This window comes from Pseudomonas sp. GW822-FHT02E03 (assembly GCF_058802325.1).
Genome location: NZ_JBXAOA010000018.1, coordinates 79,372 through 94,992, shown reverse-complemented (window position 1 = coordinate 94,992; position 15,621 = coordinate 79,372). Strand labels below are relative to the sequence as shown.

The 15,621-nt window shown below is 57.2% G+C and carries 19 protein-coding genes and 1 tRNA gene; 9 read left to right on the top strand and 11 right to left on the bottom strand.

Annotation, left to right across the window (positions count from 1 at the left end):
• Nucleotides 1–290: 290 nt before the first annotated feature.
• The 7 genes from AC1RQB_RS15675 (at nt 291) to AC1RQB_RS15645 (ending at nt 5,816) form a co-directional block, all read left to right on the top strand.
• Complete coding sequence (locus AC1RQB_RS15675; RefSeq protein WP_008068763.1) at nt 291–1,064, top strand: ABC transporter ATP-binding protein; 774 nt, start codon at nt 291–293, stop codon at nt 1,062–1,064.
• 13 nt (nt 1,065–1,077) lie between these two features.
• Nucleotides 1,078–1,824, top strand: coding sequence for an ABC transporter substrate-binding protein (locus AC1RQB_RS15670; protein ID WP_063341867.1), 747 nt, complete (start codon nt 1,078–1,080; stop codon nt 1,822–1,824).
• 78 nt (nt 1,825–1,902) lie between these two features.
• Nucleotides 1,903–2,598, top strand: coding sequence for an ABC transporter permease (locus AC1RQB_RS15665; RefSeq protein ID WP_008068748.1), 696 nt, complete (start codon nt 1,903–1,905; stop codon nt 2,596–2,598).
• Nucleotides 2,595–3,284 (top strand): ABC transporter permease, encoded by a 690-nt coding sequence (locus AC1RQB_RS15660; RefSeq protein WP_008068747.1) that lies wholly within the window; start codon nt 2,595–2,597, stop codon nt 3,282–3,284. Before AC1RQB_RS15665 ends, AC1RQB_RS15660 begins: the two co-directional genes overlap by 4 nt.
• The gene (locus tag AC1RQB_RS15655) at nt 3,265–4,494 is read left to right on the top strand and encodes a methyltransferase (protein WP_063341868.1); all 1,230 of its coding nucleotides are present in this window, start codon (nt 3,265–3,267) and stop codon (nt 4,492–4,494) included. The genes AC1RQB_RS15660 and AC1RQB_RS15655 overlap by 20 nt, the downstream gene beginning before the upstream one ends.
• Before the next feature lie 343 nt (nt 4,495–4,837).
• Nucleotides 4,838–5,662: an FkbM family methyltransferase gene (locus AC1RQB_RS15650; protein ID WP_063341869.1), complete on the top strand. Its 825-nt coding sequence runs from the start codon at nt 4,838–4,840 to the stop codon at nt 5,660–5,662.
• Nucleotides 5,663–5,740: 78 nt separating this feature from the next.
• Nucleotides 5,741–5,816 (top strand) — tRNA-Thr (locus AC1RQB_RS15645).
• Nucleotides 5,817–6,107: 291 nt separating this feature from the next.
• Here AC1RQB_RS15645 and AC1RQB_RS15640 read toward each other — a convergent pair.
• Both AC1RQB_RS15640 and AC1RQB_RS15635 read right to left on the bottom strand, forming a co-directional pair.
• Nucleotides 6,108–6,308, bottom strand: a complete 201-nt coding sequence (locus AC1RQB_RS15640; RefSeq protein ID WP_241824465.1) for a hypothetical protein — start codon at nt 6,306–6,308, stop codon at nt 6,108–6,110.
• Nucleotides 6,309–6,375: 67 nt separating this feature from the next.
• Entirely contained in the window at nt 6,376–7,125 is a 750-nt protein-coding gene (locus tag AC1RQB_RS15635; protein WP_063343907.1) for a hydroxypyruvate isomerase family protein, read from the bottom strand.
• 296 nt (nt 7,126–7,421) lie between these two features.
• Between AC1RQB_RS15635 and AC1RQB_RS15630 the strand changes: the two genes are divergently transcribed.
• Nucleotides 7,422–7,745 carry a hypothetical protein gene (locus tag AC1RQB_RS15630; protein ID WP_063341871.1) on the top strand — a complete coding sequence of 108 codons (324 nt, stop codon included), beginning with the start codon at nt 7,422–7,424 and terminating at the stop codon, nt 7,743–7,745.
• Nucleotides 7,746–7,811: 66 nt separating this feature from the next.
• Here the strand turns inward: AC1RQB_RS15630 and AC1RQB_RS15625 are convergent, their stop codons facing one another.
• Together AC1RQB_RS15625 and AC1RQB_RS15620 are read right to left on the bottom strand one after the other, a co-directional pair.
• Nucleotides 7,812–8,522 carry an SDR family NAD(P)-dependent oxidoreductase gene (locus AC1RQB_RS15625; protein WP_063341872.1) on the bottom strand — a complete coding sequence of 237 codons (711 nt, stop codon included), beginning with the start codon at nt 8,520–8,522 and terminating at the stop codon, nt 7,812–7,814.
• Nucleotides 8,523–8,564: 42 nt separating this feature from the next.
• Nucleotides 8,565–8,786, bottom strand: a complete 222-nt coding sequence (locus AC1RQB_RS15620; RefSeq protein ID WP_007897514.1) for a tautomerase family protein — start codon at nt 8,784–8,786, stop codon at nt 8,565–8,567.
• A gap of 735 nt (nt 8,787–9,521) precedes the next feature.
• On the opposite strand from AC1RQB_RS15620, the gene AC1RQB_RS15615 reads away from it, so the two are divergent.
• Nucleotides 9,522–10,448 (top strand): LysR family transcriptional regulator, encoded by a 927-nt coding sequence (locus AC1RQB_RS15615; protein ID WP_063341873.1) that lies wholly within the window; start codon nt 9,522–9,524, stop codon nt 10,446–10,448.
• Here AC1RQB_RS15615 and AC1RQB_RS15610 read toward each other — a convergent pair.
• The 7 genes from AC1RQB_RS15610 to AC1RQB_RS15580 all read right to left on the bottom strand — a co-directional run bounded on the left by AC1RQB_RS15610 (nt 10,365) and on the right by AC1RQB_RS15580 (nt 15,419).
• On the bottom strand, nt 10,365–10,682 hold the full coding sequence (locus AC1RQB_RS15610) for an AzlD domain-containing protein (RefSeq protein ID WP_008068739.1): 318 nt from the start codon (nt 10,680–10,682) through the stop codon (nt 10,365–10,367). The genes AC1RQB_RS15615 and AC1RQB_RS15610 overlap by 84 nt on opposite strands.
• A complete protein-coding gene (locus AC1RQB_RS15605) occupies nt 10,661–11,377 on the bottom strand; it encodes an AzlC family ABC transporter permease (protein ID WP_008068738.1) in 717 nt (238 codons plus the stop codon). Before AC1RQB_RS15605 ends, AC1RQB_RS15610 begins: the two co-directional genes overlap by 22 nt.
• Nucleotides 11,374–11,787 (bottom strand): GNAT family N-acetyltransferase, encoded by a 414-nt coding sequence (locus tag AC1RQB_RS15600; RefSeq protein WP_177319480.1) that lies wholly within the window; start codon nt 11,785–11,787, stop codon nt 11,374–11,376. Before AC1RQB_RS15600 ends, AC1RQB_RS15605 begins: the two co-directional genes overlap by 4 nt.
• A gap of 46 nt (nt 11,788–11,833) precedes the next feature.
• The gene (locus AC1RQB_RS15595) at nt 11,834–12,580 is read right to left on the bottom strand and encodes a 2OG-Fe dioxygenase family protein (protein WP_008005252.1); all 747 of its coding nucleotides are present in this window, start codon (nt 12,578–12,580) and stop codon (nt 11,834–11,836) included.
• A gap of 232 nt (nt 12,581–12,812) precedes the next feature.
• Nucleotides 12,813–14,099, bottom strand: a complete 1,287-nt coding sequence (locus AC1RQB_RS15590; protein ID WP_063341874.1) for an OprD family porin — start codon at nt 14,097–14,099, stop codon at nt 12,813–12,815.
• Nucleotides 14,100–14,334: 235 nt separating this feature from the next.
• Nucleotides 14,335–14,730 (bottom strand): nuclear transport factor 2 family protein, encoded by a 396-nt coding sequence (locus AC1RQB_RS15585; protein ID WP_063341875.1) that lies wholly within the window; start codon nt 14,728–14,730, stop codon nt 14,335–14,337.
• A gap of 17 nt (nt 14,731–14,747) precedes the next feature.
• Nucleotides 14,748–15,419, bottom strand: coding sequence for a DsbA family protein (locus tag AC1RQB_RS15580; RefSeq protein WP_063341876.1), 672 nt, complete (start codon nt 15,417–15,419; stop codon nt 14,748–14,750).
• Nucleotides 15,420–15,621: the final 202 nt, after the last annotated feature.

Genomic DNA, 15,621 nt, shown 5'->3' with positions numbered 1-15,621 from the left:
CACAATAAAAGTGCAGATCAGGAACGTTTGTCCGGTTGGCGCTTCCAACACCCCGACAAAGCTGGCAACATCGCGCCTTTTTTTACGCGACAGCCACGCCCGAGCGCGTTCAAACGGCTGTTCGGTTGTTGATGGGGCGACAGTCTGCTGTGCCGATGCGACAACCTGCCACATGCCACCCGTTTACCGTCCGTAGCGCTGTTGGCTGCCATTCGAACGCTATGCTAGCTTGGCCGCCTCGCCAGGAAGGCCGCCAATAGCAGGAGCGCAAAACACTATGAGGAACGCACATGGCTGAGGCCACGCCCGCGCTTGAAATCCGCAACTTGCACAAACGCTACGGACAGCTTGAGGTGCTCAAAGGCATCTCGCTGACCGCCCGCGACGGCGATGTGATCTCGATCCTGGGTTCCTCCGGTTCCGGCAAGTCCACGTTCCTGCGCTGCATCAACCTGCTGGAAAACCCGCATCAGGGCCAGATCCTGGTCGCCGGCGAAGAACTCAAGCTCAAAGCCGCCAAGAACGGCGAACTGGTCGCTGCCGATGGCAAGCAGATCAATCGCCTGCGCAGCGAGATCGGTTTTGTATTTCAAAACTTTAATCTCTGGCCGCACATGAGCGTGCTGGACAACATCATCGAAGCCCCGCGCCGCGTACTCGGCCAAAGTAAGGCCGAAGCCATTGAAGTCGCCGAAGCCTTGCTGGCCAAGGTCGGCATCGCTGACAAGCGCCACGCCTACCCGGCGCAACTCTCCGGCGGCCAGCAGCAACGCGCGGCCATCGCCCGCACCCTGGCGATGCAGCCCAAGGTCATTCTGTTCGACGAACCCACCTCCGCCCTTGACCCGGAAATGGTCCAGGAAGTACTTAATGTCATCCGCGCATTGGCCGAAGAAGGCCGCACCATGCTGCTGGTGACCCACGAAATGAGCTTTGCCCGTCAGGTGTCCAGCGAAGTGGTGTTCCTTCACCAAGGCCTGGTCGAAGAACAAGGATCGCCACAGCAGGTGTTTGAAAACCCGCTTTCGGCGCGCTGCAAACAATTCATGTCCAGCAACCGCTAACGGAGCTACCCGCATGCAGAACTACAAAAAAATCTTCCTGGCCGCTGCTGTCACCCTGGCCTTCAGCGCCGGTGCCGCCGCCGAGACCTTGAAGATGGGCATCGAAGCGGCCTACCCGCCGTTCAACAACAAAGATGCCAGTGGCAATGTCGTCGGCTTCGACAAAGATATCGGCGATGCCCTGTGCGCCAAGATGAAAGTCGAGTGCACCGTGGTTACGTCCGACTGGGACGGCATCATCCCGGCGCTGAACGCCAAGAAGTTCGACTTCCTGATCTCCTCGATGTCGATCACTGACGAGCGCAAGCAAGCAGTGGACTTCACCGCCCCGTACTACTCCAACAAGCTGCAGTTCATCGCACCGAAAAACGTCGACTTCAAGACCGACAAGGCTTCGTTGCAAGGCAAGGTTATCGGCGCTCAACGCGCGACCCTGGCCGGCACCTGGCTGGAAGACAACATGGAAGGCGTCGAAATCAAACTCTACGACACCCAGGAAAACGCCTACCTGGACCTGACTTCGGGTCGTCTGGACGGCATCCTCGCCGACAAATACGTCAACTACGAATGGCTGAAAAGCGACGCTGGCCGTGCTTACGAATTCAAGGGCGATCCGGTGGAAGAAAGCGACAAGATCGGTATCGCTGTGCGCAAGAACGACCCGATCCGCGAGAAGCTGGACGCTGCGCTGAAAGAAATCGTCGCTGACGGCACCTACAAAAAGATCAACGACAAGTACTTCCCGTTCAGCATCTACTGATTCTGAGCTGCCTGGCCGGCGCCGTTCTCTGACGGTGCCGGTCCTTCGCATTGCCTGCCGCGATTTGAATAGAAATCCATGATTATCGACCTCTACGGATTCGGCCCGGCGCTCGCCGCTGGTGCGCTGATGACTGTGAAACTGGCACTCTCGGCCTTGTGCCTGGGGCTGGTGCTCGGTCTGCTCGGCGCCTTGGCCAAGACTTCCCCGTACAAGCCGCTGCAATGGCTTGGCGGCACTTATTCCACGCTGGTTCGCGGCATCCCGGAATTGCTCTGGGTGCTGTTGATCTACTTCGGCACAGTCAACTTGATGCGTGCCTTGGGCGAGTTCTTCGGCAACCCCGACCTCGAACTCAACGCCTTCGCCGCCGGCGTGATTGCGCTGGGACTGTGCTTCGGCGCCTACGCCACGGAAGTGTTTCGTGGTGCGATTCTGGCGATCCCCAAGGGTCACCGTGAAGCCGGCGTGGCCTTGGGCCTGTCGAAATTTCGCATCTTTACCCGGCTGATCATGCCGCAGATGTGGCGAATCGCCCTTCCCGGCCTGGGCAACCTGTTCATGATCCTGATGAAAGACACTGCGCTGGTTTCCGTCATCGGCCTGGAAGAAATCATGCGTCACACACAAATCGGCGTGACCATATCCAAGCAACCGTTCACCTTTTATATGGTGGCCGCCTTCATGTATCTGGGTCTGACCATTCTGGCCATGACCGGCATGCACTTTATGGAACGACGTGCCGCTCGCGGCTTCGCCAGGAGCACCCAATGAACTGGGAAGTCATCATCAAGTGGCTGCCAAAACTGGCTCAGGGCGCGACGCTGACCCTGGAGCTGGTGGCTATCGCCGTGATCGCCGGGTTGCTGCTGGCGATACCGCTGGGCATCGCTCGCTCGTCACGACTCTGGTACGTGCGGGCATTCCCCTACGGCTACATCTTCTTTTTCCGCGGCACGCCGTTGCTGGTTCAGCTGTTCCTGGTCTACTACGGCCTGGCGCAGTTCGACGCGGTGCGTAACAGCTCGATGTGGCCCTACCTGCGCAGTCCGTTCTGGTGCGCCACCGCGACCATGACCCTGCACACCGCGGCCTATATCGCCGAAATCCTGCGCGGCGCGATCCAGGCGATTCCTCCGGGCGAGATTGAAGCGGCGCGGGCGCTGGGCATGTCCCGGACCAAAGCCCTGTTCTACATCATGCTGCCGCGTGCGGCGCGCATCGGCCTGCCGGCCTACAGCAACGAAGTGATCCTGATGCTCAAGGCCAGCGCCCTGGCCAGCACCGTAACCTTGCTGGAATTGACCGGCATGGCTCGCACCATCATTGCCCGCACCTACCTGCCAGTGGAGATTTTCTTCGCCGCGGGCATGTTCTATCTGCTGATGGCTTACGTGCTGGTTCGTGGCTTCAAGCTGCTGGAGCGCTGGCTGCGCGTCGATGCCTGCCAAGGGCGTTGATTCCTGCGTGCTGACGGGCGAGGCCCTTCTCGCCCGTTTCACCGCGCTGGATGCTTTCCTGATCGAGCATCAGGCGCTATGGAAACCTCGACCGTTTACCCACCTGCAACTGCCCTGGGAAGCGTCCTACCCGGAGTTGGCGTTTTGGCTACGCGGACGGTCACTGGAGGATGCGGAAAGCAGTCATAACCAACCTTGTTTGCTTGATGCGCCGGAGCCATTTGCCTCATTGGCCGCGATGTCTGCTGACCTGAGCACGGTGGGTGAATTACCAGCTCGTACACTTGAAGCGGCAAGTCATCGATTGAATGTGGATGTGCCGGGGCGCAAATGGCAGCAGATTGAAGCGTTCGCCGGTCGCCTGCAGTTTGCTCATGCACCGACGCATTGGCTGGATTGGTGTTCGGGCAAGGGCCATTTGGGGCGGCGTCTGCTGCAAACCGGGCAACAACTGACGTGCCTGGAGTTCGACCCGGCGCTGGTCGCCAGCGGCCAGGCACTCAGCCAGCGTCATCAGTTGCATGCGTTGCACGTCGAGCAGGATGTGCTCGCGCCAGGCGCAGCCTCCTTATTGAACGCCGAACACACGCCCGTAGCGCTGCACGCCTGCGGTGATCTGCATGTGCGACTGATCCAGCTCGCCAGCGCCGCCGGTTGCAAACAACTGGCCATCGCACCGTGCTGCTACAACCGGATCAGTCCGAACACCTATCAGCCGCTTTCCCGCGCGGCTGAGCGCTCCGACCTACGTCTCTCCGTTGATGATCTTGCGCTGCCGATGAGCGAAACCGTCACCGCCGGCGCTCGCGTCCGACGCCAGCGCGACACCTCCATGGCGCGGCGCCTGGCGTTCGACTTGCTGCAACGGCAACTGCGCGGCGTCGACGAATACCTGCCAACCCCTTCCCTGCCCAGCGCCTGGCTGGACAAGCCTTTCGCCGATTACTGCCGCGATCTGGCAGCACTCAAAGACTTATCCACAGTTGGTGCCCCAGATTGGACTACACTCGAAACCGCCGGTTGGCAGCGATTGGCTGAAGTCCGCAATCTGGAGCTGCTACGAGGCCTTTTCCGACGGCCGCTGGAGCTGTGGCTGGTACTTGATCGGGCACTTTTCCTCATTGAACAGGGTTACGCCGTTCGTCTCGGCACCTTCTGTAAAACTCCACTCACGCCGCGCAATTTCCTACTCCTGGCAGAACGTCCTTAAATAGCCACAGCCTGTGGATAACTCTGTTGATGGAATTATCATGGATCCAATATCCGCACCGTTTTACGCCTTAAACACTGCTGGTCATTTTTTGTTCACCCTTATAAAAAACCGGTAAAACAGGCATTTGCAGACAAATGAGAACGAGTTCACAAAATCGTAATGAACAGGCCATCGCCCCTGCTCCATTGTGCATAAGCATTTAATCAAAACGACATAACCGCCGAACACCGGACATCCATAGCGCAAAATTGCGCCTTGCAACGTCCCTTGCTATACACGCATACAAGGACGCCGACAGTGCGGCCATGAACAAGAAAAATCTGACCGACAGGATGCGACCGTGATGTTCATTTCTTACGCCCAGAATTTCGAAGACATCCGCCTGTGGCGCGCCCTCAAATACGTCGAAAATGGCTTTTACATCGACATCGGGGCCAACCACCCCACCCAGGACTCCGTCACCAAGGCCTTTTATGACCGCGGCTGGACCGGCATCAACGTCGAACCCATGCCAAATTATTACGACGCCCTGTGCGAACAACGCCCCAACGACATCAACCTGCAATGCGTGGCCGGCGAAAGCGCCGACGACCTGACCTTCTACGGCATCGCCGGCACCGGCCTGTCGACCCTCGACCCGGCCCTGGCCCAGCAACACAAAGACGCCGGCATGGACGTGCGCAGCCAAACCGTCAAATCCCGCACCCTGGCCTCCATCTGTGAACAACACGCCGGGAACCGCACGATCCACTTCCTGAAAATCGACGTCGAAGGCCACGAAGAAACCGTCCTGCGCGGCATGGACTTCACCCGATGGCGTCCATGGATCATCCTCATCGAAACCCCATGGGAACGCGACCAGACCTGGGAAACCCTCGTCACCGGCGCCGGCTACCAGCCCATCCTGTTCGACGGCATCAACACCTACTACCTCGCCGAAGAACACCTGGCCCTCAAACCCGCCTTCGACATTCCGCCATGCAACCTGGACGAATTCCAGTTCTGCCGCGGCCACAACTTCAGCCACCCCGTCACTGACGCCGAAAACCACCTCGCCGCCGCCCTGCAACGCGCCGAACACGCCGAAGCGCAGCTGCGGGCGATGCAAAACAGCCGAGCCTGGCGTGCCCTGCAGAAGCTCAAGAAAGTGCTGGTTCGCGCCTGACCGAACGCCGGCGTAAAAATAGTCTGAATTCAGGGGTTTACAGAACCAACCCAATCGCTATAATCGTCGCCCTAACACGCCGGTATAGCTCAGTTGGTAGAGCAACTGACTTGTAATCAGTAGGTCCCGGGTTCGACTCCTGGTGCCGGCACCATACAAAACAAAGCCCTCGTAGAAATACGAGGGCTTTGTTGTTTCTGGGGTTGGAGAATCTGCTTCCACCCGACCTTGATAGCCCCACCAAATTCGCCTACGCGCTTGCCGTTACACATTCGCTTCAGCATGACGTTGACGAGCGACTGCACCCACCTGAAATGCACACCAATACACCCGCCAAGCCTAGGTTGACGTTGTCAGTATGCTCAAATCGTGCGGGTCTTTTTTGCTCGAACCAGGGATACGACGATTTCCATCTGGGAAGATAAAGTTGTCCTTTTTCCACTTCTCAGAGGTTGTTGTTCCCGGATGGCGCTCCTGCGTGGGGCCCTTTGCCGAGCAAGGGGGCGGTTTCCACTTCCAGCATCAGCAGCACCATTTCCGTCAACTCGGCGTCGGACTTCTGTCCGGCATAGAGGTCATGGAGTGCTTTGGCGAAGGGGATGCGCAGGTCTTGGTTTTCTTCGCGGACGGTATCGCTGTATTGCATTAGTTCACTGATGGCTCGCAGCACAGCCGCTTGATGTGAAATGCGAATCCCGCCCGCATCGCAAGCGCTAAGCACTTAGCTGTTTAATCCAGTCAAGGCTCGCAACAGTGGAACCGGAAGGACGGTATTCACACCCGATCCATCCTGTGTAGCCACGCTGCTCCAGCGCGGCGAACAAGGCTGCGAAGTCTATGTTCCCTGTTCCCGGTTCGTGACGCCCCGGGCAGTCGGCTATTTGCACATGGACTGTTCTGTCATAAAACCGAGCCAGAATATCTGCCGCATCTCCGGTCAAAAGCTGAGCATGGTAAAGATCGAGAATCAGCCCGACACTCGGGAAGGTCTCCAGCACCTGTTGCGCCTTGCTGAAGTCAGACATGTAATAGCCCGGCATCTCTTGCGTACAAATGACTTCGATAAGCGGCCGCAATCCCTGATCCTCGAAGTACTTGACGGCATACTCCAGGTTGCCTCCGAAGATAGGTCCTGCGTCATCCTGCGTCGTAACGCCAGACATGATGTGGACATCCGAACATGCCAGCGCCTTTGCATAGCGGGCGGCCTGGAGCAAACCGTGGCGAAACTCTTCTTCCTTGCCCTGCAACGCAGCGATGCCTTTGGTAACGCCCGCCGGTGCGGCGAACTGAATCAACGGCAGACTGTATTGCGCCAGGTGGTCTGCCAGGAGGCTCGCGTCGAATTCATAGGGCGACGGGAACTCCACCGCCCGAAAACCCGCTGCGGCGGCGGCTTCGATGCGTTGCAGAAAAGGCAATTCATTGAATTGGAAACCGAGATGAGCGTTGAACTTGAGCATTAGGTAAATATCCATCCTTGGGAAGAAATGAAATCATCAGCCTGGAGCATCCTTCGCAGCTCCAGCACTGCATCAAAACAAAGCCCTCGCAGCAATGCGAGGGTTTTGTTGCTTCTGGGGGGGCGTGGGGCTAACAGCATTGGCCTGAACAGTCAGCACAAGAAGTCTCTCAGCCACTAATGAGCAGATCTCCCTCTGCTACGCTTCACAAGCCACTGCTTTCCTCAGTTGTGATTTCCGGTAAGTACGTGGCACCACACGACCGAAAGAAACACAAACGAGTAAGGAACACTCCCATGACTCTTCACAAAATAACCCTGGCGGGTGCGCTGTTGTTCACTCTGGCCGGCTGCAACTCCATCGCCAGCAGTACCAACACGCTAACCGATGAGCAGATCAAATCTCAGAGCGCCGGCGCGTTGGGCTATTCACCTTCTGACTTGAGTATTGTCAGCCGTCGTACTGAAGGCACGAATACTTATGTCGCGCTGAAAACCAATGATAACCAGCAGTTCAACTGCATCATTAACGGCGGCAACCTGCTGACGCTGGGTATGACCAATCCGCCGTCATGCGCAAAGAAAGGTGAACCGATCAAGGTAGCGCCGTTCGGAGGTTAATGACTCAAGGATGAGAGCGCTGGTCGTCGTCCTTGCTGTGAACAGCGCCCTACTCCTGAACCGCTCTCAGTGCCCCGCACTCTGCCCACCATCAACATGCAAGATCTCGCCGGTGACAAAGTTGGCGCTGTCCAGATACACCACAGCCTGAGCAATATCGCTGATCTCTCCCATGTGCCCAACCGGGTGCAAACTTCCCAGTGCTTCGTGGGTTTCCTCACCATGCATCGGTGTCTTGATGATGCCCGGGGAAACCGCATTCACCCGAATGCCACGCTTGGCATACTCAATGGCCAGGGATTTGGTCGCCGCGTTCAATCCACCTTTGGTCAACGAGGCCAATACCGACGGCACGCCGTCAATGGCGTGGTCCACCAGGCTGGTGGTGATGTTGACGATGTGGCCGCTGCCCTGTTTTTCCATCTCGATAATCGCGAGTTGGGTGATGTAGAAGAAACCATTCAGGTTCACCGACAGCACCGCGGCATAGTCCTCGGGAGTGTAGGCAGTGAATGGCTTGGCGATGAAGATCCCGGCGTTGTTTACCAAGGTGTCGATACGGCCGAAACGTTCGATCGTTTCACGGATGACTCGCTGGGCGATCGCCGGGTCGCCGATGTCGCCGGCAACGGTAAGGATGTCCGGGTCGGTGGATGGCTGGATCGAACGCGAAGTGGCGACGATCCGGTAATCGAGATCACGGAAGGCCTTGACCATGCCTGCGCCGAGACCTTGAGAGGCGCCAGTAATAACGATGACTTTTTTCGAATTGCTCATGATGAACCCTCTACTACTGAATAATGGTTTTGACGGACGCGGTCATGACTGCCCTTGCGCCTCAGCCAGTTGCTTGCGGTATTGGGTAGTGGTGATCCCGGCATAGCCCCAGTTATCGGTGTCGACTTCTTCGATCACAATGTGGGTCAGGTCCGGGCGTTTGTTGAGGACACGTTCCAGGGTTTCAGTGATTTCGGCGATCACCTGAGCTTTCTGCTCTGAGGTAACGCCATCGCGGGTGATGCGTACGCTTACGAAAGGCATGAGGAATCTCCAGTGACCCTCTCATCGAATGATGGAGAGGCGTTGGAGAGGACTGTATGAGGTTGGCTCAGGGGGATAAAGATGGGGACGGGAACATCATTAGTGATGTGGTGTAATGAGTTTATGCCCCTGAACCTTTTCTTTCGCTGCGAAAGTCTTCACCGTCATTGCGAGGCGGTAGGAGTGTCATAAATTTTGTGTTCGGGCATAACATGTTGCAGACACTCCCCGACCAAGAAAAAACCGGCCGGAAAGACGCCGACACACGGTCAAAGACACCCGTTGACACCCGCGTCACACGGGAAGAAAATTTAATCGAGAGCGCGAAACCGACTGCCTTCAGGTGGCAATAGTCGATGTAGGAGCCCCGTTGATGACCTGAAAATCAGCGCTCGGGTAAACCTCTCCTCCCCTGCTTGAGGGAGCACAATATCAAGCACCTATTCATGAAAGCAGCCTGATCAGGCTGCTTTTTTTTGCCCTGGAAAAAGGTTTAGCTGCTTCCAAAAAACGCCCACACCTCTCCATCCGGGCCTTTTCTTTGACCCTGATCACCTACCCTCCACCAAAACCCCGATCCTCTGTAAGCCTCAAACCATCGGACGCGGAATCATTTCGCTACTAAACTCGGGACAAGCATGCTCAGGTGCAGGATCATAGCCAGCACGCGACCGACGCCTACCCGGCGGCCAGGTACACAACAATAGCCAGCCCACTTTAGAGGGCATTACCCAAATGGATAGCAGAACCTTACGTAACCTCATGCGCATTGTGCAGACCGGCTCATTGTCGGCAGCGGCAGAGCATTCCTGTTTGACCGTGCAGGCATTGGCCGCGCAGTTGAACAAGGTTGAAGAGCAGTTCGGTTTTCGGTTGTTTCGTCGCTCCAACAAGGGGCTGACCCTGACAACGCAGGGCACGGAGCTCACGCCCTACATGGACAAAGTGTTGGTCGCCACGCGGCAACTGGAAGAAAAAGTCGCCGCGCTCAAAGTGCCTGGGCAACGCACGCTCAAGGTTGCACTTAACACCACGCTCTCGGCCGACTTCAACCGGCGAATGATCGGGCGCCTCATTGAGGTGTTTCCTGATTATCAACTGGAATTCAGCTACGCCGAGTCGATGGAAAACCTCAGCAAGTTGAAGAATGAGGATTTCGACCTGGCCGTGCTGATCGGCCCGCAACAACCGGGGTTACCCAGCATTGCCCTGCCCCATGTACAGGTGCAGGTGGTCGGTGCCCATTGCGGTCAGGAAAACGATCCGCTGATGCTGCTCGGCAATAAGTTTCAGGTTCGTCCTGCCGATGATTGTCCGTATTCCCACAGCTTCTTGCGCTTTCTCGACGCCGGCCTTGGTCATTACGAGTCAGGCAAGCGGATGATCTATTCCTGCAGCGAGACCCTGACCCTGTCGTTGATCACACAAATGGACGGCCTTGGCATGGTTTCCCGTGAAGCGGCGCTGCGTAACGGCCTGACCATTTTCCCGGGTTTCGAGGACTCCCTCGAAGTGCGGTTGGCGGTCAATAATCCCGAGTTGTCGGGTCAGGCCTTGAACGACGTGGTCGCTCTGTCGCTACATGAACGACCCGAGCGCAATGTACGCAGCCGTCCCAACCGCCACACTGAGAAAGAGGTTTTTGCTGAAATACGCACATAACAACGTCGGAATCGCTGCATAGAATTCCGGGCGATCGAGCTGCACCTGCTGATCCTTGATCAACAGCGGCGTAAGGCTGATTGCAGCGACGATCGCCACCGGCAGGTATTCCAGCGCCCTGGCGACGAAGGGCGGCCAATGGTCGGTGTTCACTTGCAGCGGCAACGCACGCGGCAGGAACGTCACGGCCATCATTAGCACGACGACCAGAATCAGGAACGTTTGGTCAGGCATACACCCACCCCGCAGCCCACGAATGTGGCGATAAATACGTTGAAGGGTGAGCTGCCGATCAGGCTCAGGACACCCATGCAGGCGACTGCGGCCAGTGCGGCGATCAGTTTATTGCGGGTGTTGCACAGCGATACCAGGACGTAGAGCATCATCGCGGTCAGCGCATAGTCGAGCTGATATTTGATCAGGTGCGCCGCGTACTGCGCGCAGATTGCTCCCAGCAAACCACCCAGTACCCACGACGTGTGGCAATACAGATTGAAGCCAATCAGATAACGCACATTGACCGGCGTGCCCTTGCCCAGTTTGACGCTGTGGAAGGCGAACGATTCATCGGTCAGCCCGCCGGCATAACACCAGCGCTCAAGACGACTGAGCCCCATCGCCTGCAAGGCCTTGGCCATGTAGACCGACATCAGCATGTGCCGCGCATTGATCAGAAACGTAGTGAGGATGATGGTGGTCAGCGACGCGCCGCTGGAGATCAGCGCCAGGGCGGCGAACTGCGAGGCACCGGCATAGACGAACAGGCACATCGCGACCGGCAGCCACACAGGCAATCCGGCATTGACGGCCATCAAACCGAACACAAACGACACTGTGAAGTAGCCCGCAATCACCGGGCTGGCTTCAGCAAACGTGCGCGAGGGCTGGGGCTCGACCATCAGCGGCTGGCTGCTGGACGTCTCATTCATAGGTCCCTCTCAAAGGTAGTTTCGCCACGCGGCTCGCAAAAGCCCTGGGCACTCCAAAAACGTTTGCCGGCAAGGTTAGCATCGTCGACGAACAGGAACATCCGCAGCACACCGACCCGTTTCATGTCTGCCGACGCCGCTTCCACCAGGCGCTGACCGACGCCCTGGCTGCGATACACCGGGCTCACCGCCAAGTGATTGATGGTGCCACGGCTGCCGAGCATGCCGCCCAACACCGCGCCGACTACTTCGCCACGGATATCGAGCGCGAGGAACGCAGCAGTGGTTTTTTGCACCAACACACCGCGCAGGCATTTGGCGTCCTGCCATTCACAGAACGACACTTCTTCGAATTGCCGAAAGAAGCACTCCAGGCGCTGGGCATCCCTGGCCGTCGCGCGCTGCAGCATCACCGGTGCAGGGCACTCAGCGATGTGCAACATGGGGTCTAGCTGTTCAGCGAACAATGTCGAAAGCGGTCCCGGGCCGCGAGAAGGAAATGGCCAGAATCTGCCGATAGGCCATTTCGTGAGCGTGGGTGTTGCGTGCCGGTGTCACGTAGTGACGCATGTCGCGATCAAGGAAGTAGGTGGTGTCGAGGATTTCCAGATAAGTCGTCGCCGCCAGTTGTTCCTCTTGGGCCGAATACAAACGGCTCTCGGCACCATCCACGTTGTTGCGGCCCCAGAAATGCACACCGCTGAACGGATAACCGTCGCAATGAATGCCTTCGGGGGTGATTTCCAGTTGCTTGCCTGGCTTGATTTCGATGCGGATCTGATGGATCTGGCATTGCCAGATTTCGTCGTGCAACTCCGGCGGCAATACGTTCTTGTACACCTCGAAATCCGCATCGATGAGGCTGCGCATCACCGGCGAATTGATGACTTCGTTGGAGAAATCCTGGAAGTGCCGCTCCAGTCCGCCGACGTAGCTGTTGTTGGCCTTCGATTGCACGTAGGCGCGGTGTTCCAGCTGCGTCAAGTCACGGGTGACCGGGTTGTATTCGAAATCGCTGTAACGACGGAAACGCATGCCCGCATCGGCCTGGCCGTAATAACTGTCCGGCTCCATGCTTTCCCAACTTTTGGTCAATCTGACGAAGTCGGAAAAATGACCGAAGAGATTGAAGTCAGCTCCCTGGACGTTGACATATTTGTCGCGCCGTAGCGATTCGCCAACTTCTCTGTTCAAAACGATCATTACTAGGTCTCCACTGCATTTAGCGGCTTAATCTAGTAGGTGCGGGATTTGCGGCCCATGAGAAAGAATTTCAGGCATATCAAGCGCTGATTGAAACGCGCTATGAAGTTGCTTTAATTCGACTTTCTGCGATCGAAAACAGCCATTTTTCGTATTTTCTTACGGTCCTGAGGCGAAAAAAAACCCCGAACCAGTCGGGGTCTTTATCGAGTCTGAACAACTCAGCCGATCATCAGAAGATGTTGATCGGGTAATCCACGAACACCCGCAGTTCGTTGCCGCTGACGTTGTACTCGCTGGATTTGTGCGACACGCGCAGGATCGAGCTGCGTACCTTCACGCTCAGGTCTTTGGCCGGGCCACTTTGCACGACGTACTTGAACTGGTTGAAGATCTCGCGCTCGGTGCCGCCTTCGCTGGTGGAGGTGGTGATGTTGTCACCGCGCACATAGGCAAAGTTGTAGCTCAGGCCAGGAATGCCGAATGCGCTGAAGTCCAGACCGTAGCCCAACTGCCAGCTGCGTTCGTCTTCGGCGTTGAAGTCGGACCAGTAGGAGTTGGCCAGATAGATGGTGTTACCGCCATCGCCGACGCGACCTTGATCCTTCTGGTAGCCACCGTAGGCGTAACCCAGGTTGCTGTCGCCGGTGCTGCGTTGGTGAGCGAGTGTGAACGAGTGCGGGCCGGTGGCGAAGGTCGCTGCCAGGCTCCAGATCTTGTTGTCGTCGCCGGTAGCACCGCTTTCGCGGACGTAGGAATCGTCCAGCTTGGTGCGGTAGCCGTTGAAGTCCAGGGTCAGGGACTGATCCTTGTCGATCGGGAACACGTAGTTGGCGTTCACGTACTGCTTCTTCAATACATCTTCGACGTCGGACGCGTACAGCGCAGCCTTGAACTGTTCGGTGAACTGGTAACTACCGCCCAACACGTTGATCGACTTCAAGCCACCGCTGTCACGGCCTTCAGCACTTTTGCGCGATTCGGCGGTGAAGCGACCGGCGTTCAGTTCCAGACCTTTGATCTCCTTGGAGGTGATCAAAGTGCCGGTGTAGCTTTCTGGCAGCAGGCGCGAGTTGTCGTAGTTCAGCACCGGCAGGGCCGGCATCTGGTCGCCATAGGTCAGCGTGGTGCTGGAGAGACGGAACTTGACGGCCGCGCCACCCTTTGACAGGTCGTCCGCCGCGTTGCCGCTGTCGCCCTGTTTGAAAAAGTCGATACCACCGGCGCCGCTGCGGCCTTTGCCGCCGTCCAGACGCAGTGCGTACAGACCGAAGGCATCCACACCGACACCGACGGTGCCCTGGGTGAAGCCGGACGAGAAAGTACCGATGGCCGCTTGGCCCCACTCGGCTTTGTCCTGTCGGCCGTCCTTGTAGTCACGATTGATATAGGCGTTGCGCAGCAGCACTTTGAGGCTGCTGTCTTCAACAAAACCCTTGGATTCGGCCTGGTCGTTAGCCATAGCCTGAGTGGCGCTCAACATCCCCAATGCGATCAGGCTGATTCGCTTGTACAACATGTTATTTTCCTTATTACGGGTTGATACGCGCTGTGTCGAACCACTGAAATGGCGCTATCGCGCTCTTTTTTCACCCAAAAACAAAAAGGCCCGCCCACGAAAATTCGCGGCGGGCCTTTTATTGTTTTGTGAGTCATGGCGGTTAGCCACAGGCGTGGGGCGCATCCTATCTGCGCCCTTAATAAGGTGTCAATTTCAGGAATCGTCTGTGAATAGGCGAAAATCGTCTAAGAAATCACTTGTCAGCGATAGCCAATTGCACGGTGTGGCTGTCGACGAATTGTTCGAAATGCGTGACTTTGCCATCGGCCAGGGTCCACAAGTGAGCGACCCGAGCATTCATCGGGCGGCCGGTGGCTTTGTAGATTCCGCTGTAATTGCCGTAGGCAAATACCTTGTCGCCCTGTGCGACGTAGTGCTCGACCTTGAACTGAAAATCTTCCCACTCGGTGGCCAGGCGCTTGAAGACGTTTTCGACGATAGCGTCGAAACCGACATAGGTCCCGGCGTACGGGAAACCTGCGGCCTCAGTCCAGCGAGCGTCATCGGCCAACGCCGCGGCGGTGTTGCGCGCATTCTCCTGGGAGTTGGCGCCTTCGTAGGTGCTTTTAATCAGGCTCAGGTTATCCATGGTGACTCCAGGTGAGTTCAATGGGCGCAGCCGTCGAGGCCACAGGCTAGAAACGCGGATGAAGACTCTTTTGCCGCCAATGACTGGCTCAACCATTGAGCGAAGGCTTGCGGCTTGCCGAGCCAAGGGCCGATGTCGACCAAGGTGAACTGGCCATCCTGCTCCTGCGCAAAGGTCGGGAAACCCTGACCGCCGAGCTTGGCCAGGAGTGCGCGGCTGTCCTTGATATGGCGCTCGGTGTCGGCTTCATTAAATGCCTGTTGGAACGCCTCGGGTTCAAGGCCGGTCTGTGTGGCGAGTTCCAGCAGCACGGCGTTATCAGCGATGCGTCGACCTTCCACGTAATGAGCCGTCTGCAAACGCCCCAGCAATGCTAGCCCGCGGCCAGCGATCTGCTCGGCTGCCAGCACGGCAGCAATCGGCGGCGCGGAATCGAACACTGCCGTCTCATCGCGCAACAAACCCTCAAAATACGCCTCTCCAAACGGCTGGCCGGTGTACTCGGCGATGCGTCGGTCGTGAGGCATCACGTAGTTACGCAGTTGTGGCGAGACGGTCTGGCGATTGGCACCGGTCATCATGCCGCCACCGTGGGCGATGACAGGCAACACCGCTTGGGCGGCTTGCACCAATGGTTTGGCGCCGTAGCACCAACCGCACAATGGGTCGTAAATGTAATGAAGGATCATGGGAAGACTCCGGCAACAAAGTAGGAAAACTCAATGCCGGCAGATTAATCCCCAGACAGTTTCGGAAAAACGCTGGAATGGCTTTCAGTCTGTTTCATGAATCGGTCGAATGACCCCGTTGCACCTTTGTACCAATCACGACATAACTTGAAACAATCAAACAAGGGTGCCGTTCAAGAATAGTTAACGAAAGTAAATAGCA